This window comes from Stenotrophomonas sp. SKA14 (assembly GCF_000158575.1).
In the GTDB taxonomy this organism is placed as follows: Bacteria; Pseudomonadota; Gammaproteobacteria; order Xanthomonadales; family Xanthomonadaceae; genus Stenotrophomonas; species Stenotrophomonas forensis.
In genome coordinates this window covers 3939540-3962061 of the sequence record NZ_DS999412.1, presented here as the reverse complement: position 1 = coordinate 3962061, position 22522 = coordinate 3939540, and the positions used below count along the sequence as shown (strand labels likewise).

Annotated in this window: 18 protein-coding genes; 14 read left to right on the top strand and 4 right to left on the bottom strand. The window is 61.8% G+C overall.

Annotated features, from left to right (window positions below):
- Positions 1 to 533: 533 nt before the first annotated feature.
- From SSKA14_RS17885 to mobF, 10 genes are all read left to right on the top strand, one after another.
- The gene (locus SSKA14_RS17885) at positions 534 to 980 is read left to right on the top strand and encodes a hypothetical protein (protein WP_040008364.1); all 447 of its coding nucleotides are present in this window, start codon (positions 534 to 536) and stop codon (positions 978 to 980) included.
- Positions 981 to 1013: 33 nt separating this feature from the next.
- On the top strand, positions 1014 to 1628 hold the full coding sequence (locus tag SSKA14_RS17880) for a hypothetical protein (RefSeq protein ID WP_040008362.1): 615 nt from the start codon (positions 1014 to 1016) through the stop codon (positions 1626 to 1628).
- A 66-nt stretch (positions 1629 to 1694) separates the two neighbouring features.
- Positions 1695 to 2894 (top strand): hypothetical protein, encoded by a 1200-nt coding sequence (locus tag SSKA14_RS23680; protein WP_040008359.1) that lies wholly within the window; start codon positions 1695 to 1697, stop codon positions 2892 to 2894.
- 62 nt (positions 2895 to 2956) lie between these two features.
- Complete coding sequence (locus SSKA14_RS17870) at positions 2957 to 3577, top strand: hypothetical protein (protein WP_040008357.1); 621 nt, start codon at positions 2957 to 2959, stop codon at positions 3575 to 3577.
- The gene (locus SSKA14_RS17865; RefSeq protein WP_008265877.1) at positions 3574 to 6501 is read left to right on the top strand and encodes a CPBP family intramembrane metalloprotease; all 2928 of its coding nucleotides are present in this window, start codon (positions 3574 to 3576) and stop codon (positions 6499 to 6501) included. The genes SSKA14_RS17870 and SSKA14_RS17865 overlap by 4 nt, the downstream gene beginning before the upstream one ends.
- Complete coding sequence (locus SSKA14_RS17860; RefSeq protein WP_040008355.1) at positions 6501 to 7202, top strand: hypothetical protein; 702 nt, start codon at positions 6501 to 6503, stop codon at positions 7200 to 7202. Before SSKA14_RS17865 ends, SSKA14_RS17860 begins: the two co-directional genes overlap by 1 nt.
- A 253-nt stretch (positions 7203 to 7455) precedes the next feature.
- Positions 7456 to 7578, top strand: a complete 123-nt coding sequence (locus SSKA14_RS24315; RefSeq protein ID WP_269724181.1) for a hypothetical protein — start codon at positions 7456 to 7458, stop codon at positions 7576 to 7578.
- Positions 7579 to 7722: 144 nt separating this feature from the next.
- Positions 7723 to 8799: an ankyrin repeat domain-containing protein gene (locus SSKA14_RS23075; protein ID WP_050413387.1), complete on the top strand. Its 1077-nt coding sequence runs from the start codon at positions 7723 to 7725 to the stop codon at positions 8797 to 8799.
- On the top strand, positions 8777 to 10687 hold the full coding sequence (locus tag SSKA14_RS17850) for a type IV secretion system DNA-binding domain-containing protein (RefSeq protein WP_008268642.1): 1911 nt from the start codon (positions 8777 to 8779) through the stop codon (positions 10685 to 10687). Before SSKA14_RS23075 ends, SSKA14_RS17850 begins: the two co-directional genes overlap by 23 nt.
- A gap of 62 nt (positions 10688 to 10749) precedes the next feature.
- A complete protein-coding gene (mobF, locus tag SSKA14_RS17845) occupies positions 10750 to 13677 on the top strand; it encodes a MobF family relaxase (RefSeq protein ID WP_008265274.1) in 2928 nt (975 codons plus the stop codon).
- A gap of 176 nt (positions 13678 to 13853) precedes the next feature.
- On the opposite strand, the gene SSKA14_RS17840 is transcribed toward mobF, so the two are convergent.
- The 4 genes from SSKA14_RS17840 to SSKA14_RS17825 form a co-directional block, all read right to left on the bottom strand.
- A complete protein-coding gene (locus SSKA14_RS17840; protein ID WP_040008353.1) occupies positions 13854 to 14336 on the bottom strand; it encodes a GIY-YIG nuclease family protein in 483 nt (160 codons plus the stop codon).
- A 131-nt stretch (positions 14337 to 14467) separates the two neighbouring features.
- A complete protein-coding gene (locus tag SSKA14_RS17835) occupies positions 14468 to 16159 on the bottom strand; it encodes a YadA-like family protein (RefSeq protein WP_160314184.1) in 1692 nt (563 codons plus the stop codon).
- A gap of 65 nt (positions 16160 to 16224) precedes the next feature.
- Positions 16225 to 16980 (bottom strand): M15 family metallopeptidase, encoded by a 756-nt coding sequence (locus tag SSKA14_RS23070; RefSeq protein ID WP_053091888.1) that lies wholly within the window; start codon positions 16978 to 16980, stop codon positions 16225 to 16227.
- A 594-nt stretch (positions 16981 to 17574) separates the two neighbouring features.
- Complete coding sequence (locus SSKA14_RS17825) at positions 17575 to 17967, bottom strand: barstar family protein (RefSeq protein WP_008267696.1); 393 nt, start codon at positions 17965 to 17967, stop codon at positions 17575 to 17577.
- 312 nt (positions 17968 to 18279) lie between these two features.
- Here SSKA14_RS17825 and SSKA14_RS17820 point away from each other — a divergent pair, with 312 nt between their 5' ends.
- The 4 genes from SSKA14_RS17820 (at position 18280) to SSKA14_RS17805 (ending at position 22174) form a co-directional block, all read left to right on the top strand.
- Positions 18280 to 18555 (top strand): DUF596 domain-containing protein, encoded by a 276-nt coding sequence (locus SSKA14_RS17820; RefSeq protein ID WP_157635958.1) that lies wholly within the window; start codon positions 18280 to 18282, stop codon positions 18553 to 18555.
- Positions 18539 to 19234: a hypothetical protein gene (locus tag SSKA14_RS17815; protein ID WP_157635957.1), complete on the top strand. Its 696-nt coding sequence runs from the start codon at positions 18539 to 18541 to the stop codon at positions 19232 to 19234. The genes SSKA14_RS17820 and SSKA14_RS17815 overlap by 17 nt, the downstream gene beginning before the upstream one ends.
- Before the next feature lie 182 nt (positions 19235 to 19416).
- A complete protein-coding gene (locus tag SSKA14_RS17810; RefSeq protein ID WP_008265347.1) occupies positions 19417 to 21639 on the top strand; it encodes a methyl-accepting chemotaxis protein in 2223 nt (740 codons plus the stop codon).
- Positions 21640 to 21805: 166 nt separating this feature from the next.
- Entirely contained in the window at positions 21806 to 22174 is a 369-nt protein-coding gene (locus tag SSKA14_RS17805) for a glycine zipper 2TM domain-containing protein (protein WP_008268471.1), read from the top strand.
- Positions 22175 to 22522: the final 348 nt, after the last annotated feature.

Sequence of the window (22522 nt, the reverse complement as noted above, 5' to 3'; positions counted from 1 at the left end):
AAACGGCGGTCCCCGATTTCTGAGACAGGGGGTGCGGCGTCGGTGGAGAGGTGGGGAGCTGGATGGGTGGGGAGGCAGGCTACGGGGGCTGGCGAAAACTTTTTTGAGCGGCTGGGCGTGGCGGGAGTGAGGGGCATAGGGGGCTCCGGTTGGGTTGAGGATTGGGGCTTTCCTAAACTTCTACCGGGGAAAAGCGGAAGGGCAAGAGCGGGGGAGCAAAAACTTGGGGAGGACTGCGAGGGAAGAGGTTGGCTGCCCATTCACCGTTCAAGGTTTTCCGAAGGGTGAAGGGAGTAGGCCATACACAAGTCGCACTGAAGTGTTTTTCCGGCTTGGCTAGAAACGCTGCGCGTTTCCACCCACCCAAGCCTTGCTGCGCCTTGCTTTTAACCTTGGCTAACAACTTGGCCAACAGTTCGGCTGAAAAATGGTTGGAACCCCAGCAAAAGAGAAGAAAATCGGCTTAGCCCACTTGCGTAACTGAAAACTCCTGCTAATCCATTGGGTATGGATTTTTCAATGCTGGGGGTTAAGTGGGTCGTTCGTCGCTTCTAACCAAGTCGTTCAACATCGCTCCCGATGAGTTGGAGAGCGCTCGGTATTTAGCGAAACAGCAAGGCATTTCGCTAAATAGATACTTGCGCTTGGCGGTCTTGGAAAAGAACCGGGGCGTGGTGCAGGGGCTGGAGGCCCGCGACGCCCTGGATGACATCCGAGCCACCGTCCGCGACTTTGAAACCCGGAATGCCATGGCGCTGGAAAGCCTCGTGGCGGACCTGCGAGCCGAGCAGGACGCGGCGCTCCAGGACAACCGGACGCTCATCTTCGAAACGCTCCGAGGGTTTAGCCACTTCATCGCCGAACAACAGGCCGACCACGAAGCCCCCGCCGAGCCGCCAGCCGCCAAGCCGCATCGCGGGCCGTCCCCCACCCCTTCAGACAACAGCGCGGATTGGCGACGTCACGCCAACCGCTCTTAACCCTTTCCCCCCACTGCCTCAAAGGAGGTCTCCATGAAACGCTTTGCTCTTACTCTCACCATCGCCGCGTTGCTGGCCCCTGGCATCTCGTTCGCTCAGGACGCCGCTCCGGCGGAACCGCAGAAAACCAACAAGCTGCGCCTGTTCAAGGCGGGCGGGATTGGCTGCGCTGCCGGTGCAGGCATCGCCCTGCTGACGGGCAAGAAAGAAAAGACCCTGACGGCGTGCGCCGCGGGCGCGGTCGTTGGCGGTATTGCTTCGTTTCGCGCACAGGTTCAGGAGGCGGAAGAGGTCGCCCAAGCCGCGAGGCAGGCGGGCTTGGACGCGCAAGTGCAGACCAAAACAGTGCAGACCACTGACGGCCAGGCCCAGGCTTTGGACGCGCTGACGATTCGCTACAACCCCAAGGACATGCAGGGCAGCAATCCGAAGACGGCCGCGACCTTGGACAAACTGGCGGCTCTGCTCAGGTCATCGAAAAGCCAGTTGACGATTCGCTTTGAGGGCGGGGATCTCGCGGTGTGCCCGATCCCCGCGGAGGAGTTGTATCGCCGTGGGGCACTGACTGCTCATCGCTCGATTGTGGCGTGCGGGGAGGACAACGAGCCCTTCCTCATTCGTGTGACGCCCATCCCTGACGTTCGCTAAGCCAACCGAGAGCTGGGGGGCGAAAGCCCCTTGGCTCAAATCTTTTTCAAACTCTTGGAGGATCCGATGAGCAACACCCCCCAAAGCCCCGAAGAGCTTCGCCGTCTCCAAGAGTTGGCTGAGCTTTTTGATGACGACACCGCGCCGTCGCCCGCCACCACCACTCCGCCCACAACGCCAAGCGGAGGTAGCGAGGTGTTGAACGCTGCCAAGCATTGGGGCCGTGCCTTCGGGCGCAAGACCAAGGAGCTGACGGAGAAGGCTGTCGAGAAGACCAAGGAAACCCAGGGAGCTTTGGCACGCCGAGCAGAAGAGGCCAAGGCAGCCAAGGCAGCCAAGGAGGCCGCCGCAGCCGAGCAGGCGCGGCAACAGCAAGAACAAGAACAAGCCGAACGGGAGGAAGCGGCGAAGCCTGACGCCCGTTCGCAGCCGGTGGACGTGTGCGCCCCCGAGCCGGGTTTGGAACCCACAACGGTTGCACCGGAAGGACCCAGCCGGGCCCAAGATCCGCTGGCTCCGGTGGTCGTTGTCGAACCAGAAGCCGTAGAGCCGACGCCGGACGTGCTTGCGGAAGAGGAGGCAGTGAAGCCGGCGGACCTTTCCGTTGCTTCGGAGGCATCGGAGGACGTGGAGGCGTTGCCCCCGTCCACGCCCGCGCCTCATGTCGCGGACGCGGCAGCGGTTCAACCGGAGCCCTCGCCAGCGCATGCCGCCCCTGCTGGCTCGACCTCAGCAACGGTCAGCCGCAAGAAGGGCTGGTCAATCGTCGTTGTGGCCAGCGTCGCCTGCCTGGTGCTGGCTGGGGGGATTGCATGGTGGGTCACTCGCGACACCGGGAAAAACGAACCCGCTCCCGCTGCGGCTCCTGCGTCTGCGGTGGCTGCGCCTGTTTCAACGCCGGCAGTGCCGGGCCCAGAGGTTAAGCAAGCGTCCCCTGTTTCGGCTCCTGAACCTGAGCAAGCGCCGGTTGCAGTCGAAGCGCCGCCCGCGTTGCCGGTTGAGAAGGGCGCCGCGCCTGCTCTCGCAGAAGCGCCCAGGGCGGCAGCACGGGCCGAGGTTCAACAGGTGAAGAAAGGCGACAAACGCGCTCCTGAGGAAGTGAAGAGGCCGAGGGCAGTGGTTGCCAAAGCGACGTCTTCGGCAGGCGTAGGAGCAACGCCTGCAGCTAAGAAACCAGCGGCTGAAAAGCCCCGGGAAGAAACGCAGTGGCAGGAAAAGGCAGAAAGCGACATGGATGCCTGGGCAAAGAAGGCTGGAATCAACTAACCCCTTGCGCAAACAAGATGGTCGGTTACAAGTAAATGGTGGTTACATTCAAGGGAGGTTTTATGTTGGGTTGGTTCTTCTTGCCGTATCGCGGGGCGGGGGTTTCATTCACATCTCGCTTCATGCGGTGGCATGGCGAGACGTTCTTGGGGCGTCCTGATGATCTGGGTTTAAAAAATGTCCCGCAGGCCGTCAAAGACAGTTACTACGATCTGGCCGAGGATCGTCCGATTGAGATGCAGCAGCACAATCTGAAAGCGTGGTCCCTTGGGCAGCAGCACGCAGAGGAAGCCCGGCAGGTCAGTAAGGCCGAAATCCCGAAGGCAACCTTTTTGGCCGTAGTGGCCGTCAGCTTTGGTTGTGCCCTGATCGCGGCGCCGTTCTCCAACTGGGGTGGATCGCCGGTTGGGATGGCAGTTCAGTTGGTTGCTGGTGTTCTCAGCCCGTTGAAGAGTGGACAAGAAGCTCGGCCCAAAAGGGCGGCGGCGTCCGCCGAACCAAAAGCGAGCACGGCACCTGCTCAAAGGGCTGCGTTACCTGCTGAGAAGGAGGCCACTGCGGAGGAACTTGCCGCGCTTCGCGCTGAGTGCGAGGACAGATGGAAAAGGAACGACGTTACCAGCAATGCGGTTGTTCGGTGCAGAACGATTTGGAATGAGTTGGGCCAGGAGGAACTGAAATGAGATTGAATCTTTACAACCTGTTGGACCTCGCCAACCAGCTCAAGCATCGGATCCTGCTGCGCGGGGCGCCTCAGGGGATCGTTGATGCCGTGCGTCAAAAATCCTCGGCCAACTTCAAGAACGTCCAAGGCCTGGTCAACGCGCACAACCGTGTCTCCAGCCGCCGGCTGGTGGTTCCGAAAGGCCGTGAGAAGAACGCCACGGATTTGGGAGCAGAATACGACGCCGTAAGCGGCTGCTACGTGGTTCCGGGGTCGATGGACGAGAAGGACGAGAAGTTCTCTGTCTTCTGGCCTTCGGCTCCATTGGATCTGCAGAATCAGGAGGGCCGGGCGGAGCTGACCAAAGACGGGCGGCTGATCGAGAGCCGAGTGCTGCCCAGGGACAAGTTCCAAGGGGGAGATAGCACGGCGCTGTTCTTGATGTATGCGGCGCTTCCCATCTCTGGTGCGCTGATCTCAGCTCTCACTTCCATCCCTTACGTCGGTATCTTGGGGTGGTTGCTGCTTCCGGTCGTCGTCCCCTACGTAAGGGCCATTCAAAGGAGCGAGGGCACCTCGGATGCGTTGCGGGCATTCTTCCTGACCTTTGCATTGCCGTTGGTGCTCATCAAAGGCCTGGGGACGGCAGCTTGGACCAGCGGCATCGTGTTGAGCGGTGCCATGACGGCACTGACCCTTTATCTCGTGGCCGGGTTCCTCTACTGCCTGATTGCTCCGGTGGAGCAAGATCAGGAAGCGTGGGGCGGAAGGCTGGCACGTCTGAAGGCCTTTGTCCTTTGGAGCAGTGTTGGCATGGTTGCGCTGCTGATCACGACGCTCTTCCCGCCGGTGATCGGCGGCTTCGCCTGGTTCGTGATGGCCGGTGCATACGGGTTTGTCTACTACTCGCGGGACTACAAAGAGCGCACGTTGGCGCTTCAGTCCCAAAGCTCCCGGTTCAACCTAGGCAAGCAAGGGTTGATGGAGCGGGCGACGGCCGAAGCCTTGGAAAACCAAGTTCGGAAAGCCTTGGCTGACAAAACCCCATTCATTGCCTGGGGCACGGCGACCGGCCACCTGAAGAAAAAAGGGGCGAAGTTCTGCTACGACGCCGGTTCCCCGGCAGGCATCAGCGTCGATGACCTGTTCATGCACGCGATGATTTTGGCCGAAAGCGGCATGGGGAAATCGTCCTACATTCGGTGGCTGATGGCCGAAATCATGAAGTCGGGCTACCCCTGCGCGTTCGCGGTGTTCTGCGGCAAGGGGGCGCTCGCGGGCGAGGTTCGCGGCATGTTGGATTACGTGGTGGAGACCGGCGTTCACTTGGGCTTGATTGAAGGCCTGGATGCCCAAGGCGTGAAGGCTGCGCTGACCAACACTCGCATGGAAGACGACGAGACGGATATTTGGAAGGGGATGTCCGCGGACATCATCGACCACGCGACCGTCATCCTGGAAGCGCTACACAACCATGAGAACAAGATGCGGGCGTTGGATGCCGCAGAGAAACTGGGCTTGGAGCTTGAGATTGAAGGATTGCTTCAGAAGCAAGATGCTGAGGTGGCCAATGGCGGGGATGGTGCTGACATCGATCTGGTGATCGCCGACCTGGAAGCAAAAATGGCCATTCGCCAGCAAGAGCTTTCCAAGGAGCGCGAGTGGCAGTGGACGCTGGAGCGCCTGAACAAGGTTCTCATCGCCATCAACGACATTCGCACCACGCAGACCAGCAGCTTGCCCGGTGAAAGCTTGTTGGCGGCGGCCAACTTCCTCGGCGTGCAACCCATGCATCTGGGAAGCGATGAGGACTTTGCGGCCCGCAAGAAGGACTGGGACCTTCGGCTGGAAACGGCTCAAAAGACCATTCACCCGGACCTTCTCGTCGGCGGCTCATTGCTTCAGATGTCGTTTGAGTTCGTGCTCAAGAAGTGGCCGACCTACCCGGCCGAAACGCGCGGCAGTTTCATGGCCAACGTGGACCGTCGGATCAATCCCCTGATGCGCGGCAAGTATTTGGTGGACGAGAACGGCGTGCCCTGGCACAGCATTGAGCGAGGCGAAGTGGACGTGGGCCAGATGCTCAAGGGCACCTCCATGGGCGTGAACCTGCCCGACACGCGCCACGGCACCGCCGGCGTGTTGGTGCAGAACCTCATCTGCCAGCGTCTGAACAACGGCATCAAGCTGCGGAACGAAGTCAGTGAAGAAGAATGGCGCCAGCGCGGCGAGCTGCCGGTGATCTTGATCAAGGATGAGTGCCAGAACCTCATTGGGCGCGAGGATCAGATCATCCTGCCGATCTGCCGCTCAACGAAGATGGGCTGCATCTATGCCACCCAGAACGTGGACGGCATTCGGGTGAAGTTGCCTGGCGATGCGGCTGATCAGTTCTTGGGCAGCTTCCAGAACCTCGTTCTGCAGCGCACCACCCCGAAGAGCTACGAGTATGCGGCCAGCCGCTACGGAGTCGAAGAAATGACTTCCTTCAAGCAGAAGGCCGTTGGCTTGGACTACTCCGGTGGGATTGAGATGGCGTTGGACAACTCGTTGTTCGACCCGAATCACCCCATGGCGGCCGGCATGAAGCAACTGCGCAGGGCGGGTGCTGGGCGCTTGGTGGCGACCCACATCGACCCCGTGACCAAGATGCGCTGGACCGGCCAGAAGCTCACTGGGGTGAACGCCGTGAAGGACATTGAGGTGCCGGCGTCCGGTCACCGCGAGGCCCAACCGCTGTTCTCGCAAGCCGAGTTCACCGGCCTGCTGAACCAGCAGGGGCGAGCCATTCTTTGGTTCAACCGGGCTGGCGTTCGTCGCGCCGACGTGTGCAACACCCCCTTCCTTCCGCTTAGCCAAGTCGAGGCGGTGGTGGCGGCAATCAAGAAGGAGCGCCTGGCGCGTTCCAAAGACCTTCAATCCCCACAGCAGGAGACCAAGTAATGAACCATCATCACGAGAAAGATCAACAGTTCCGCGCTCAGATGGCATCGAGAAAAGACCCCGTCGCAGAAAAATGGACGGAGTTGGACCGGAAGGCCCACGAGCAAAAATCCGAAGTGGAGCGCATGCAGCGCTCCATGGAGCGACGTTTGGACCCAGAGCGGCTGGTGATGCTGGAGGAGCGAGCAGCGGACTTGGCCAATCAGCGCCATGAAATGGAGGTAAGAGGGCGGCCCAACCTCTTCTTGGTCAAGCAACGGGCGGCGTATGACAAGCAAATGGCGGAGCTGGAAGCGGGTCTAAAGGAGACTCGTAAAGACATTCGAACGTGGCTTCGGAAGTCGGATCCGTCGGAGATTGCGAAGCATCAAGAGCGAATGGCGAACAAGCAAGAGGAGCTGGTTAAGACCATCGAGCAGCGCCAGGGAGTGGGTCAGATGCCTTCTGAGCGCGCCCAGGAAGAGCAGCAACGCGCGGGGCAGGTGGAGATTCCCATGATGCGTCTGGATGAGTGGCGCAAGCAGCGCCAGCGGAGCGACGACGTGCAGGTGGTCTTTCCCCAATACGGTGCCGGCAAGTGGGGTGGGGCGACCTTCGCCGCAACGGCCTTGGCTGAGCAGAAAAAGATGCGCCTCTATGAGGAAGAGTTTGATTGGCAGAAGCAAGATCGCGAACGGCAACCCAATGTGTTTCGCCAGTAAGCACACTAATAGGGGCCCTTCGGGGCCCTTTTTACTGGGCGCTGGTGCGTAGTTGTGAGTGGTTCGATCTACCCATAAAAGAAAATGCCAAAAGCGGCTCAGAGCAAAAAGCGGGGTGGGGTGATCGGCTGGAAAGAGTGGCGAAAAGTTTGACTAAACATAAAAAGTGTCGATCAATCGAAGTTTTTTGGGTTGCCAGTTTTATGGGGTGTGGTTGAATGTAATCAGTCAAACACAACCCGGGGAGGTCCCAATGTATATTTTCGCTGATGCTTACGAGTTCGCCGTGGACAACGTGGGGAACCTGCTGTTGACGTTGGGTGCGTTTTCGGTGGTGAGCTACATTGCTGCCAACGTCGCTGGGCTGCTGGCATGATGGCTTGGCTCCGGGAGGATTTGGAGCAGATGGACCTACACAACGTCTCGTTCGTCCTTCAAACTGGCGTGCTGATCGGCCTGGCCTACTTCATCAAGATCTGCTGCTGATTGCCAAACGGCAGAAAAGCGGTATGCAATGGGGATGGAACCCCAGATCAACAACCCAGCAGGCAACCCAGATGGGGGCGATTTCTTGAATCGTCCCCACGAGTCGTTGCTTCATCCTATTCTCCATCCCCTGACGCTGGCCCGGTTCTACGGCAAGCATCACGAGGCAGCCGCTGCCGCCGATGCACGCGAAGTCTTGGACCTGGCCACGCGGTTCTGCCGAGAAGCCCAGGTGTCCGGGCTGGACACTCGAACCGATGCTGGCTTTGACTGGGTGCTGACCCCCAGCCGTTTCTCCAACCGCATTTCCCTGGAACTGGGGCAGGGCGGTCACGCCGCGTTGCTACAGGTCGATCCGGACCTGTCCGCGCACCCGCTCGACGCAGCCATCCATGCCGGCGTGCTGGGTCACAAGACCCTGGCCTCTGCTTACGCGTTGCTCCCGGCCGAGCAGCGGGATGGGCTGTTGAGAGAACTGAGGGAATCCATCGACCAGGTCCAGTCGAACCGTTCCGCAGCGAAGCAGCTCCAGGCCCTCCGAGTCCTGCCTGAACTGCCGGTGCCGTCTCAGCCGCCCCTAGACATCGCCCAACTGCTCCGCCGGTTTGAGGTCCCCTATGCCCAAGCCCGGTTGGCGGCGGACCACGTCAAGGCGACCTATCGAGAAGCGCTAACCACGATGCATGGTAGCCAGGTGCTGGCAGCGGCCCATGCGCATTCCCCCCACCTCGGGCTCTACGGAGCCCCTTGGCAGACGTGGCTTTGCGAGAACGCAACGACCGGGAACCTCGATGGGGTGGAGGCCTGTTTGCGCATGCATGCCGAGCCCAATGTGCCCGACGCCAACGGCGAGACGCCGCTACACCTCGCCGCGCGCCACGGCCACCCCGGTATCGTTCGTCGGTTGATTGAGGCCGGCGCGGATACAGCGTTGGGGAACCCCCGCGGGGAGACTCCCCTACATGTAGCGGCCCAGCACAAACGCGCGCAGTGCTGCCTGGAGCTCATGGCCGCAGGCGCGGACCCTGGCCAGCTCGACAACGCCGGCCGCAAGCCGGGGGACATGCATCGGGGGAGGGAGAAGGGACGTGAGCAAATCCACGGTCTATGACTGCTGGAGCTGGACGGTCCCGCCGAGCATCGAGCCGAGCCGCGAAGTCCGTTACTGGCCCCAGGGGTTGCTTAGCGGGGCATGCATCGCGGCGCTGACCTATCCGGTCGCGCTCTGGCTGGGTTGGCAGATTCCCAGCAGCCACAGCCTCATGAACTACGGTCAGGCACTGACTGGCAGCCTGGCAGCGCTGGGGAACCTTGCCACCGGCACCATCTCATTCCGAGAGCCTGCCGCTGCATTCTGGGAGGTGGCCAAGGAGCAGGCCACGTTTGGCACGTTGGCACGGGTAGGCGTTGCGGCGGGCTTGACAGGGTGGACGTCGGCTTGGGTGACGCGTCGGGAGTTGGCCCCTCGCTCAAACATGTGGCACATCGGGGGTAATCAACTGCTTAGCGGCAAGGAAGCCATCGCTGAAGCCCGCCGCCGCTCGCTCACGAAGAAGGAGCAGAGGGACGAGTTGCATGCCTTGTCGCTGCATCGCGACTGGACCGTCAGCAAGAAGCTGCTGGCCCGTCACATGTTCATCTACGGAAGCGTGGGCTCGGGCAAATCGGTCATCCTGAAGCACCTGCTGGAACAGGTGGTCAAGCTCGACAAAAAGGCATTCATCTACGACATCAAGGGCGACTTCACTTCGATCTTTGAACGGCCAGCGATTGTCTGCCCGTTTGATAAGCGCAGTTGGATTTGGGATGTCGGCCAGGACGTAGCGACGCAAACCCAGGCTGCCGCGTTCTCCCAATCCATCATCCCCCCGGAGGAGGGCAGCGGCGCATTCTGGGCGTCTGCGGCGCAAGCCTTGCTGGAAGGGTGCGTGCGCGAACTCCAGGCCACGAAGGGCAAGAACTGGGGGTGGGCAGACTTGGCCGCGTTGGTTGCCCGTCCCGCTGAACCGATGGCTAAAGCACTGTCGCTCTACTACCCCCGAGCCGCCGCTCTCATTGCCAACCCCGACAGCAACACCACATCGAGCTGCATGGCCGTCCTCGCGAATGGAACCGCGGTCATCGAGCGCCTGGCCCTGGCCTGGCCGGAGCGCAAGCCGGACTGCATGTTCTCCATGCTGGATTGGATCAAAGATTCTTATGAGGGTAGGAAGCAAGTGATCGTCCAGAGCGGACCGGACGAGGTGTTGGCGCGCAGTTACATCTCCGCCATGATCAACGTGGCCGTGCCCGAGATCATTTCGCCCAGCTTGCCAGATGATGAAAGCGGTCGGTTCCTGGGGTTCTTTTTCGATGAGCTAAGCTCCGTCGGCCAGCTCAAAATTGAGCCGTTGCTGGCGCTAGGTCGGTCGAAAGGCGTAGTGGCTTGTATGGCCGTCCAAGACTGGTCACAGGTCGAGAAGGTCTACGGCGACAAGACCGCGCAGGCGTTTTCTGGGTTGGTTGGCACACACATTATTTGCCAGCTCCAGGTTGGCGAGACCCGAGAGAAGATCTCCCGGAACCTGGGCAAGCGCACCGTGGCTTGGCGCACGCATGACGACAAGGCGACCGTCCACGAGGAGTCGAAATCCGTTGTTCCGCCAGGGCGCCTCACCGACGATCTGGGCTTCCGCAAAGGAAAGGCTTACGGCAAAGAACGTTGGGGTATCCGGGCCATCGTGCAGACCACGGGCGATTTGTTGTTGCTGGACTGGCCGGGTGTGAGCTATCCGAAGGTTCGAGAGGGGCAGAAGCGGGCACGGTGGACGAAGCAGGGGGCGCGCCCGGTGGAGCAAAAGCCCATGTCACCGAGCGACGCGCAGAGCGCTGCAGAGGTCCAGCGGGTGCTGAAGATGACCGCCGATCAGGCCGCCGCGGAGCTGCAAAAACGTGGTGCCACGCCGCCGAAGCTCCGCGCCGTTTCAGACGACGAGCTGGAAGCAATCTTCCGCAAGTAGTGGGGTTGTGGAGTCGCTGGGTTTTGGTAGATCTGAAGGGATACCCATTCCTGGAGGACTCCATGTTCAATGTCACGGCATTGACCGCTCAAGGCACGGACAGCAAGTCCGGCGCGGCCGTGGTCGAGTATCTGATGCTCACCGAGTATTACCTCGACAAAGACGGGAACGCGCAGGACACCATGGCCTGGGGCGGCAAGATGGCCGCGCACCTCAATCTCTTGTCCACGGCGGTAACACGGGAGAGCATGAGCAAGCTGGCCGAAGGATTCGACCCCCAGACAGGGAGGGCGCTTTGCCAGAACGCAGGCCAGAAAGGCAAGGTGCGGCCAAAGGTGGACAAGAACGGGGATCCCGTCCTGGACGCCCAAGGCAAGCCCGAGGTCGTGGTGGTCGGCGGCCACCGGGTCGGCTACGACGTCACGGTGTCGGCGCCCAAGGACGTTGGGATTCTCTTTGCAATGGAGTCGCCAGAACGGCGCGATGCCGTGCTCAAGGCGCACCAAGCCGCCTCTGCAGAAGCGATGAACCGGCTGGAACAGATGGTTGAGACTCGACGGGGAAAGGGCGGCAAGGACGTGATCGGCGTGAAGGGCCTGGTGTGGTCAAGCCACCAGCACTTCGCCGGGCGTGACCTCGACATGGATCTGCACACCCACCATCTCGTTTATGGGGTGGCGCTGGGAGCCGATGGCAAGGAATCGACCTTCGATGCCGTCGAAATCTATCGCCATGCCCGGGCCATGGATGAAATCTACAAGCTGGAGCTCTACAAGAACCTTCAAGGGTTGGGCTATCAGGTCGAGCACGTCCGAGAACTGGACGACGACGGCAAGGAGACCAACCGATCCTACGCACGCCTTGCGGGCATCGACCAGGACGTCATCGACCACTTCAGCAAGCGCCGGAAGGCCCTGCTCGAATACGCGGAGCAGCATGGGGTCAGCACCCAACAGGCGAACAAGGCCACGCGGAAGCACAAGAACGAGCCCACTTACACGGAGTTGGTCGAGCATTGGCAGGAGGCGTTGAAGGGCTTCGACCTGACCCCGGAGACGTTGAAAGCAGCGCAGGGCAACCTGGACAAGGTGGAGCACAAGAGCGACGCCGAGCTGCTGGAACTGCTCCACGAGAACGAAGCCGTGTTCAACGACATTGATTTGGTGCGGGTGCTGGGAATGGAATACGCCGGCAAGTTGGACGCGGCCGGACTCCATGCCCGCATTGAGCAGTTCAAGCAAGACAATGGGCTGGTGCTGGTCAACGCCGAGCGCTTGGCGGACGAAGACCGGGGGCAGACACTGGCCCGCAAGCACACGGAAGACCGGTTCTGCGCGCCATGGATGTTGCAAGCGGAGCAAGCGGTGGTGGACATCGCCAACCGCCGGGCAAACGAGACCCAGCACCATGCTTCGCAGGCCACGGTGGATCGCGTCATTGAGGACTACCAGAAAGCCAAGGGCTTCCAGCTCTCGCAAGAGCAGTTGGTGGCCGTGAACCACATCTGTCGCGGCAGTGGCGGGGTGGCAAACTTGAGCGGATTGGCCGGCACGGGCAAGACCACGATTTCCGAGCTCTACAAGGAAGCGCTGGAATCTGAGGGAATGGTGCTGCTGGGGGTGTGCGTGTCGAACAAAGCTGCCCAGAAGTTGGAAGGCGAGAGTGGCATGCCCAGCGTTTCCATGGCCCAGATGCTTCACGACCTGGCCGAAGGCAAGCGCGAACTCCAGCCCAACGACGTGCTGGTCATTGACGAAGCCGGCATGGTGGACACCCGCGACACCCGAGCCTTGTTGGCCTACGCAGAGAAAGCGAAATCCAAGGTCATCCTTCAAGGCGACGCCGAGCAACTGCAGCCCATCGGTGCGGGGTCAGGCTTTCAGCTCACCAAGCAAGCGGTGGGCGATGTGAAGTTGACCGAGATTCGCCGACAGGCGCGGCAGGAGGACCGCGAGACGGCGATGGGGTTCTACGCCAAAAACGAGAACGGTGAAGTGGTCGATCTGAAAAAGGGCACCCGCAGCCGGCGCGAAACCTTGGAGCTGGGCGACGAGCAGAAGGAGCGCCTGATGGATTCCATCGTGGAAGCCCACTCGCAGGAGAAATGCATCGAGCGCCTGGTGAACGACTACTTCAAGAATCCAGCGGCGCTGGACGACAAGCTCGTCCTGGCCCACAGCCGGGCCGAGGTCGGCGCTCTCAACGCAGGGATTCGAAAAGGCCTAAAAGAACGCGGCGAGATCGGCACGGATGAGGTGGTGGTGGAGGGGCGCGTCAATGGACGAAAGTTCGATCTGGCCTTGGTGGAGGGAGATCGGGTGATGTTCACGGCCAAGAGCAAGGACTTGGGTGTGGTCAATGGCACCCAGGCCACCATCCAATCCATCAAAGCGTCGCGCTCGGGCGGCTACGATATCGTCGGCGCCTTGCGTTCGGAGAACCCAAAGGAGAATGGGCGTAAGGTGGTGTGGAACACGCACGAGCACAAGGCGGTGGTCCACGACTACGCGGTGACCGTCCACAAGAGCCAAGGGCAGGGCAAGCGCGAAGTGTTCCACCTTATGAACCTGGGGATGATGGACAACGCCAGTTCGCTGGTGGCCTTTACTCGCCTCACGAAAGGCCACTACAGGCTTTACGGCACTTACGATGACGTCGAGCAGCTCAACACCCGCTTGGGCTTGGAGCGACTGAAAGCGACCGTGCTCGACGCGGGACTGAAAGACGATCCGCAACGGCCGGTTGTCCAGCGCCCTGGGGCAGTTGCACGCCCCACCACTCAACGCCCAGCCGCTCAGCGAACGCGCATCCAGGGCAAGCTCGACGCGTTGCTGAAGGAGCACGCGGAACGCCCAAAACCGCAGATGAGCGAGGGCGAGCGTAAGGCCCGTTGGCTGCTGGAAGTGCTGGAGCCGTTGCGGCGGGCGCGCCAGGCGTCTCCCAAGCTGCCGGCGCAGTCCCCGAATCACAGGCAGGGCTTCTCGTTGTGAGCAGCAGGCTGGGCGGCAATGCCGCCCATGTGCTTTTCTCTCCACACCGCTTTTGCTTTGAGGCGCGGCCACTGGCTGCGTTCTTTTTGACACCAAAGCAACGTCAAAGCGGCATGGAGCAAAAGCGCATGGAGGGTGGGGCAGGTTGGCCCGCGGCTTCCGCCGGGGCCCTTGCTTTACAGGGTGGCCATGACCACGGCCTGCAGCACTATCACCGCCACGCCGAAAAGGAAGGGGTAGAGGAACAGCCATTTGAAGAGCCCCCAAGCCAGGGACGACGGAGCCCCCGCCGAGCGGCGCGGAACCGCCTCGGGCCACGCATACCCCGCCGCCAAGGACTTCATGTAACCCGTGGTGCGCCTGCGGGGATCGCGGATAAGAATGCCCGGTGGCTTGCTGTAGATCCGCCAGCCATGCTGAAGGGCTTTGTAGCGCCACGCGTATTCGTGAGCCTCGGCATCGGCCTGGGTGCCCGTCATGCTCGACAGCGGGACGAACGAGAATCGGCGTCCCTGCCAGCCCCCACGAGCACTGCGGTGCTGCTGCTCGCGTTGCTTTAAATCGACGGTCTGCCCCACGTAGCAGCACCCGTTGTCAAAGAACAACCCGTAGAGATGGCGTGGGCGGGGCAGGTATTTCTGATTGCGTTTCCAGTTCAAGGGTCCTCCATCGATGGGTATACCTACATACCCATAAAAGAAAGAACCGATTCGTCAAGCCATGGCACGAACAAGGGCCCCGAAGGGCCCTTGCCGAGATACGATCACCTCCTTTTCCACCACGCAATCGTTTAGCGCCCCAAGTTGATGCTCAACCCGAAGCCGGCTACCGGCTTGTTGCCAGAGCCGAAGGACAGGCCCGCCGAGACGCTGACCTTTTCAGACACCCGAGCACCCCAGCCCACGGCCATTGCAGCACTGCCCCCCGAGAATCCCACGCCCACGTTCAGGTTCACCTGGCCAACGGCCGTGCCCCCGTTCTGCGCCGCAGCGGTGGCCATCTGGCTCATCGCGCCGAGTTGCGCGCCCAAGCCGTTGATGCGGCGATCCTGGTGCCGAAGGCGGCGGTCCGTATCGACCCAGCGGTCATCCCACACCTGCTGCATTTCGTAGACCTGCCCACCGTTCACAGCATCCGTGGACCCGCGTTCGATGCGCCCCGGAGCCACGCTGGTCACGCGCTGATTGCCCGCGTTGACGCCCGCAGTCGTCACCGAAGGGCCGCCTTGAATCGTCACGCCTTGGGCGTTGACCGTGGTCTGGCCGACCTGGACAGAGCCCTGCTCGGACAACTGCACGTTGTCGCTGACCGCCACGGTTTGGGTGCCGTCCGTGTTGTCGGTCACCTCGACGTTCTTGCCCGCCCTTACAGTCCAGCCCGCGCCGGTCCCGGCGGTTCCATCCACCCCATCGGTGCCGGCAGGCCCTTGGACCCCTGGCTCCCCTTTCAGGCTTGCCAGCCAATCTTGTTCATTCCCTTGGAAGCCGTTGGCCAAGGCCACCTCGTAAGCGCTCAACCCATCCGCGCCGCGCGGGCCTGGCGTGCCAGAGCCGCTGCCTGGGTTTTGCTCGAGCGAAGTCACGCGTCCGTCCAGATCGTCCAATGCGGCTCCCACGGTTTGATGCGTGGCACCGCTGCGGAACTGATAGATGGGCGCGATAAAGTTGCCGTTGACGAACGTGGCACCGCCGCCCAGCGCTTGGGCCGCCTGACGGACCTGTCCGAGGTTTGCGACGTCGGTGTCTGAGGTGCCGGCTCGAACGTTCGTGATTCGGCGGGTGCTCTGGCCCCCGTCCTCATACGTGGATCCCACGCTGACTTCGTCACTGGCCCAGCAGCGGCTATGTGAGCCCAGGGCAACGCAGTCTTGCCCGCGTGCTTCAGCCCCAACGCCTAACGCAAGTGACTGAAATGCATCGGCAACGGCAGAGGTGCCTATGGCGACGGCATGGTCAGCGTTTGCCTCTGCCAAGTGGCCTTGAGCAATCGATGCATTGCCCCGCGAACGGCTGGAATAGCCAAAGGACATGGAAAGATCCCCACTGGCTTGCGCCTGCACCCCTTGAGCCAACGATTTAACACCGGTCGCGACGGCTTGTTGTCCAACGGCTACCGCATCTTCGCCACCAGCAAAACTCAAAGTGCCGATGGCAACAGTCCTCGCTGCCGCGGCATTCGCGGCTTGGCCCGTCGCAATGGAGTTCGCACCGGACGCTTGGGCATTCGTGCCCGACGCCACCGCGTTGTCTGCGGAGGCGTTGGCTTGAACGCCCGTGGCGATGGCCCCGTTCCCGGAGGCATTGGCATAGGCCCCCGTTGCAGTGGCATTCGGGGCTGAGGCTTGGGCGTATTCCCCGGTCGCCGTCGAGTTGGGTTCCGAAGCCGTGGCCCCGGTTCCCGTGGCGGTTTGAGCAAACGATGGGGAGGCAAACAACGAGGCCCCCATCAAAGCCGTTAAGATGGATGCGCGAAGCGAAGACATGAAAACCCTCCCGAGTATGGATTGATACTTCATCCATAGCAGGCGATTTCATTTCCGCAAGGTGATCATCCGATCTTTTTCAAGGTGTTAGGAAAGGTCGCAAAGCAAACCCGTGCCGGCGCGAACCAGTTCCAGGCCATCCGGTTTTCATTGCCCCAGGCCAAGCACGCCGTTTCCATCCCCGCAGGGCACCAAGCCGGTGCCAGCGCACGGGCCAGCACTTCCGAAGAGGGCTCCCCGGTCACCGAAGGAAACGCGCCCGGCTTGCGCCCCTGCCGGTAGGCCCACTTGGCTTGGCCGCACTCGGCTTTCAGCTCGACGTGCGGATAGTCTTTCGGGCTGGTCCATCGGCCGCCCCAGTTCAGCCCCACGATCTCCGCCAGCTCCCCAAAGCGTTGATAGCCGGCCATCACATGGGCATCGTCCAAGTTCCAGCTGGGCTCCCCATTGATGAACACGGCGGCATCCAAGGCCAGTCCGAAGTTGTGGCAGCTGGAGAATGCCCCAACGCTGGTCACGCCAGACCCGGAGGCAAGCAGGGCCGCCTGGCGCTCGGGGCTTCGATACCCTTCCACGGGCCGCACATCAAACCCTTCCGCGGCCAGCTGGGCCTGGACGGCTTCCACCTTTTCCCGCAGCGCTGGGGAAACCCCCTTCCACATCCGTTCGTTTTTCGGATGGAAGAATCGGTAAATGGCGCCGTGCGGCTTCGGGGTTTGGAAAACCCAGGGGCTGCTGGGCTTGGGTTTGGGTTGAACGGTCGAACACCCAGCCAGTGTCAGGCAAGCCAGAACGACGGCGATGGTAAAGCGCGGTTGCATGCTTTCCTCCCAGAAAGGTAGATAGATGCTTTCAGGGGTAGTGGATTTTCAGGAAAGCGCAAGCGAGCTAAAAAAAGCCCCCGAACGACCGGGGGAGGAGGCCTGCAGCTCGGGGGCTTAATGAGGCAGGGAAAAAGAGTAAGAAACCCTGCCCCGTTGCAAGCCATAGCACACACAAGGGCAAGAAGTCAAACCGATTGCCGATCGCGTGACAGGGGCAGAAGGCGCGTGGCATTGGGCGGTCAAGGCGGATGCCGGTGACTGGGCCTGGGGATGACGGGTGGCCGCACAGCGCGTAAGTAAGAGGGAAGAGTTGTTGCGATAGTGTTGCGGCGGTCAGGTCAGAGTATTGGCCTGGCTGTCCGGGCCTTGCCCAGCAAGGCTTTCGCGCTCGAAAATGAACAGACGCTAATGATGCTTCATCAGCGGGGTGTGTTCGGCGGACTTGTCTTTGGACATGGGACTCGTGGATCAGGGCGTCCGGCCGCGCCGGAGGGCAGCGGCAGCGGAGCAGGTACAGGGCTGTCCATGGTAACTGCTGGGAACCGGCGACGCCGCTGCGGCTGACCGGTCACGATCCTGCAGGGGGCGCAGTCAGGCTGGGACCAGGGTGATCTGCCGATGGCTGGCGAAGATGTCCATGACGATCTCGAAGTAGGTCTTGCCTTCGCCCCGTTGCAGGGCCTGCAGCTGGCGGGCAATGGCCTGCGCATTGAAGGTTCCCGGTGTGTCGAGCTTGGCCTGCAGCCACTGGCGGGTGGCATCCGCGCCCAGGGCCGCTCTGCTGTGTGCGACATCGCGCCAGATCACCGTGGCCTGCGGATGGCCGGCCAACGCGCCGTAGGCGCCATACAACAGGTCGTCCAGCGCATCCAGGCTCGGTCCGAGCTGCCAGTCCTCGCCGGCCATGAACACGCGGTTGATCTCCGCGTACAGGCCGGCAATGTCATCGATGGCGGTTCCTTCGATCTGCAGGGTGATGGTCATGCAGGGACTGTAGCGTTGTTCCGGTCGCGGATGAGAGTCGGGTGGTGCGTGCTTTGCGGAGCGCATCCGGAAAACACATACTGCGCGCCGCATGGCTGTGTTTGGCGCCTGCACCAGGAGTCACGCCGGTCCCAAGGGGAGTGCATTGAATCTCAGGAATGATGCGTTCCATCGCACCAGCCACACGTTGGGCCACGCCCCGGCGATTGCAGGCCACACTGCCATGGAGATGCATTTCAGATGATGTCTGACGCCGCCCGCAATACGCTCCGCTACTCCTACGGGTACTCCATGGGGGTACTTTGGAGAAACATGAATATGGAACTGGAAGGGCGTGGCATGACCTTCGAGCAGCAGACGGAGGACTTCTTCTCGATGCTGGAGATATTGATGATGGAAGGCAGGTTGAAGCTTGCCTCCAATGGTGTCTTCGCCGTGGGGAGGACCGCGGAGCAGCTGGACGTTCTGCGCCGCGCATGGCCTGCCAGAAGAGACCAGGCGGATCTCGATGAGGAGGGAATCTGGTTCCTTTCAGATGCGCCGTTTGGACTGGTCTGGATGTCGCCCGAAGGTGAAGTATGGACATGAAACTCCTGATGGGCGCTTCCAGGCCGCAGGGTGCCCATTTGATCGCACAGGCGCACTCGATCGCGATTTCGCGCGAAGGGAGCATGCCGAACGGTGCGAGCGTCCTGAGGGGAATCTGCCATCAGGCTTCATGGTGCGGCCGCTCAATGGTGTGCGGGGGCTGGCAATGAGCCGGAAGTACGCGATTGCTTTGCACTCATCGGTCGTATTGCCACAGCGCGACGCGTGGATCCATGCCGCATGGGGCGACGTTCCCGTCTCCCACTTTCAGAGCGATGAGGATCTCAACAACTGTAGCTTTCTTGACCTGAAGGTCAACAAGTGGGAGATCGGAAGCGAAGAGCGGGTGGGAGAGATCGAACCCTTCATCAGGATCGAGATTCTTCGAGCCCACGCACTGGTGGAATACCTGGGCGAAACCGTCTATAGCCCACCCGTGGATGCCGCCCAGGAGATTCTTCTGGTTCTGGAGTTGGACGACGGTGCCAATGAACTGGACGAAGGGTTGTTGAAACGTCTGGTGTCGATTTTGGCGGAGGGCAACAGGTTGTATTGCTGGAAGGATGGCTTCCGGTTGGCAGGCAGGGAGTTTGCGCAGGCTGTCCCGACATTGAAGGACGTTCAGCAGGAACTGCAGCAGAAAGGCTGGGACGTATCGAAAGCCGTGATGGTGACGTGATGGTTGTGGGAGGGTAAGCGGTATATCGATATTTCATCCGGATATAGTGCTATCCGGCTCGGCCCGATTTCACGCCTGCCTGCACAGTTTCAATCTTTTGGATCGATATAATAATATTGGCCCATAAAGTTTCCCTTGCCTGCGCCGCAACCGATCGTACGGCCATGATCAAGGGAATTGAGATGCTCGCCTTACGCAACCTCCGAGTGGGATCCCGGCTGGGTGCCGGGTTCGGTTTGCTGCTGCTGTTCATCGTGGCCATCGTCGGCCTGGTGCTGTACGGGAATCACCTGAAGTCCGCCCAGTTCGAGAAAGTGGTGGACGTCAACATGGTGAAGATGCGGCTGTTGAACGACATGCTGGATACCAACAACGCGGTGTTGATGCACCGCCGGCTGATGGTGATCAAGCGTGGCGAGGATTTCGACAAGGATTATCAGAAGGCGCAGGAGCTGTCGCAGACCTACGACGGCATCTGGGCCAAGTACATCAAGATTCCGCGTGACGCCACCGGCGATGCCCTGGTTGCGAAAATCGACGCGGCACGCAAGGCGACCGACGCCTCGACCCAGCATCTGCACGAGCGCATGAAGGCTGGGGATTTTGACGGCGCTGCCAAAGAGCTGTTGGCCGAGCACGGGCTGGCAACCGCATGGAATGAGGCGATCTCGACCCTGCTTCGGCATCAGGAGACGCTGACCGCGCGCAGCCGCGAGGAATACCGGTCAACCGAATACTGGACCGGCACGTTGTCGATCGTGTTCGGCGTGCTGAGCCTGGTACTGGGTTCACTGGCGGCGTGGGCCATCACCCGCAGCCTGACCCGCCCGCTGGAAGGCGCGGTAACCCTGGCCGACGGCATCGCCAGTGGCCGCCTGGACAACGTCATCGATGCGTCGGGCAATGATGAGGTGACCCAGCTGCTCAGGTCGATGCAGCGCATGCAGATGCAGGTACAGGCGGTGATGGCGGCGCAAGGCGAACTGGCCCGCCAGCACGATGCCGGCAGCCTCAGCTACCGCATGGACGAGAGTGCCTTCCCGGGCGACTACGGGCGCATGGTGCACGAGACCAATGCGCTGGTTGGCTCGCACGTGCAGGTGCAGAACCGGTTGATCGAGGTGATGAAGCACTATGCCCGCGGTGACCTGTCGGTGGACATGGACCCGTTGCCGGGCGAGAAGGCGGCGATCACCCAGGCAATGGACGAAACCAAGAGCAGCCTGTCGGCGATCAACAGCGAGATCCGCCGGCTGGCGACCGCAGCTGCGGCGGGGGACTTCAGCCTGCGTGGCGATGAGGATCGCTTCGCCTACGATTTCCGCGACATGGTGGCCGGGCTCAACCAGCTGATGCAGACCACCGATGAAAACCTGGTGCAGGTGTCGACCCTGTTGCAGGCGATCTCGCGCGGTGACCTGACCGTGCGCATGCACGGCGATTTCCACGGGGTGTTTGCGCGCATGCGCGATGACTGCAATGCCACCGTCGATCAGCTCAAGCAGATCGTTGGCCGCATCCAGGCCAGCGCATCCAGCATCAACCTGGCGGCGGGCGAGATCGCTTCGGGCAACACCGACCTGTCGCGGCGCACCGAGCAGCAGGCGGCGAACCTGGAAGAGACGGCCGCGTCGATGGAGGAACTGACCTCCACCGTGAAGCAGAATGCCGAACACGCACGGCAGGCCAACCAGCTTGCCATCGGCGCGCATGGTGTCGCCTCGCAGGGCGGGGAGGTGGTCGGCCAGGTGGTGACTACGATGTCCGCCATCGAAGCCTCCTCGAAGAAAATTGCCGAGATCATCTCGGTGATCGACGGCATCGCGTTCCAGACCAACATCCTGGCACTGAATGCTGCAGTGGAAGCGGCGCGCGCCGGTGAGCAGGGCCGGGGCTTTGCGGTGGTGGCCAGCGAGGTGCGCACGCTGGCGCAGCGCTCGGCCGGTGCCGCCAAGGAGATCAAGGGCCTGATCGAGGACTCGGTCGGCAAGGTGGCCGATGGGTCGGCGCTGGTGCGCCAGGCAGGTACCACGATGGGCGAGATCGTGGCCTCGGTGCAGCGGGTGACCGACATCATGGCCGATATCTCTGCCGCCTCGCAGGAGCAGAGTTCGGGCATCGAGCAGGTCAACCAGGCGGTGGTGCAGATGGACGAGACCACCCAGCAGAATGCGGCATTGGTGGAAGAAGCCAGCGCAGCGGCACGCTCGATGGAGGAGCAGGCGAACCTCCTGGCCGAAGCGGTATCGGTGTTCCGCACCGGCGCCGCCACCGCTGCGGCGGCGATGCGCCCCGCGTTGGCGGCGGTCGCTGCGACGGTGGTTCCGGTGCGTCGGCCGGCGGTACTTTCGCCCCGTATCGAGCCGACGCTGGCGGCTAACGCAGGTGGCTGGGAAGAGTTCTAGAGAGGTGGCAAGCCGGCAGGGAGACGGCGCCCATCGCGATGGCTGGTCGCGATGGGCGCGGATTTTCTTCCTGAACGAAGAATGGCCGATGTCATCGCGAATACGCCCATTTCACTTCGGGTTGCCAACCGTGAGAGGACACTTGTCCCATACCGGACCTCAGGAGATGGCCATGAAGACCTCGACTCGACTGCTTGTGCTGGGCACGCTGCTGGCGGCCAGCTCGGTTGCAGGCGCGCAGACCTACGGGCCGCGTGATGAAGGACGCAAGTTCAATGATGGCAGCCGCGTGGTCTGCAAGAACGTGGAAGTGCAGCGCAATTCGCGTGATCCCAACCGTATTGCCGGTACGGCCACCGGCGCGGTGATTGGCGGCCTGCTCGGCAACCAGGTGGGCGGCGGCAACGGCAAGAAGCTGGCCACCGTGGCCGGTGCTGTCGCCGGTGGCGCCGCGGGCCGGCAGATCCAGGGCAACCAGCAGCAGAAGAATGGCGACCGTGTTGTCGAGCGCCGCTGCGAGCGTGTCTACCGCTGATCGATGTAGCCCCCTTCCGCACACTCGTTGTACTTCGAACGCCGGCCCCGCGCCGGCGTTCGTCGTTCTGGAAAAGGGGCGGAGGCGATCGCGTACCATGCTCCCGATCACATGCGCGCAGGTGCGTTGATGGGTCTCGACCAGCTGCGAAAACGCCCCGTGCGAGCCGTCGATGATGGCCCGTACCAGGGCCTGGTCCGCACCCAGCGGTACAACGGGGGCCGCCGTCAACACTGCATCGTGGCGGCGACGGCCCCGCAGTGCCGACAATGCTTCCCCGAGCAGGCTCATCTACGGGGCGCCCCCGGTGCCCGTGGCATGTTCCTGCTCAGCCCTTGCGCCCCGCAG

Coding starts and splice junctions, on each gene's coding strand:
- SSKA14_RS24315 (WP_269724181.1), top strand. CDS start 7,456: ATGTATATTTTCGCTGATGCTTACGAGTTCGCCGTGGACAACGTGGGG.
- SSKA14_RS17865 (WP_008265877.1), top strand. CDS start 3,574: ATGAGATTGAATCTTTACAACCTGTTGGACCTCGCCAACCAGCTCAAG.
- SSKA14_RS17835 (WP_160314184.1), bottom strand. CDS start 16,159: ATGTCTTCGCTTCGCGCATCCATCTTAACGGCTTTGATGGGGGCCTCG.
- SSKA14_RS17825 (WP_008267696.1), bottom strand. CDS start 17,967: ATGACCATCACCCTGCAGATCGAAGGAACCGCCATCGATGACATTGCC.
- SSKA14_RS17860 (WP_040008355.1), top strand. CDS start 6,501: ATGAACCATCATCACGAGAAAGATCAACAGTTCCGCGCTCAGATGGCA.
- SSKA14_RS17805 (WP_008268471.1), top strand. CDS start 21,806: ATGGCCATGAAGACCTCGACTCGACTGCTTGTGCTGGGCACGCTGCTG.
- SSKA14_RS17880 (WP_040008362.1), top strand. CDS start 1,014: ATGAAACGCTTTGCTCTTACTCTCACCATCGCCGCGTTGCTGGCCCCT.
- SSKA14_RS17820 (WP_157635958.1), top strand. CDS start 18,280: ATGAATATGGAACTGGAAGGGCGTGGCATGACCTTCGAGCAGCAGACG.
- SSKA14_RS17870 (WP_040008357.1), top strand. CDS start 2,957: ATGTTGGGTTGGTTCTTCTTGCCGTATCGCGGGGCGGGGGTTTCATTC.
- SSKA14_RS17810 (WP_008265347.1), top strand. CDS start 19,417: ATGCTCGCCTTACGCAACCTCCGAGTGGGATCCCGGCTGGGTGCCGGG.
- SSKA14_RS23075 (WP_050413387.1), top strand. CDS start 7,723: ATGGAACCCCAGATCAACAACCCAGCAGGCAACCCAGATGGGGGCGAT.
- SSKA14_RS23680 (WP_040008359.1), top strand. CDS start 1,695: ATGAGCAACACCCCCCAAAGCCCCGAAGAGCTTCGCCGTCTCCAAGAG.
- SSKA14_RS23070 (WP_053091888.1), bottom strand. CDS start 16,980: ATGCAACCGCGCTTTACCATCGCCGTCGTTCTGGCTTGCCTGACACTG.
- mobF (WP_008265274.1), top strand. CDS start 10,750: ATGTTCAATGTCACGGCATTGACCGCTCAAGGCACGGACAGCAAGTCC.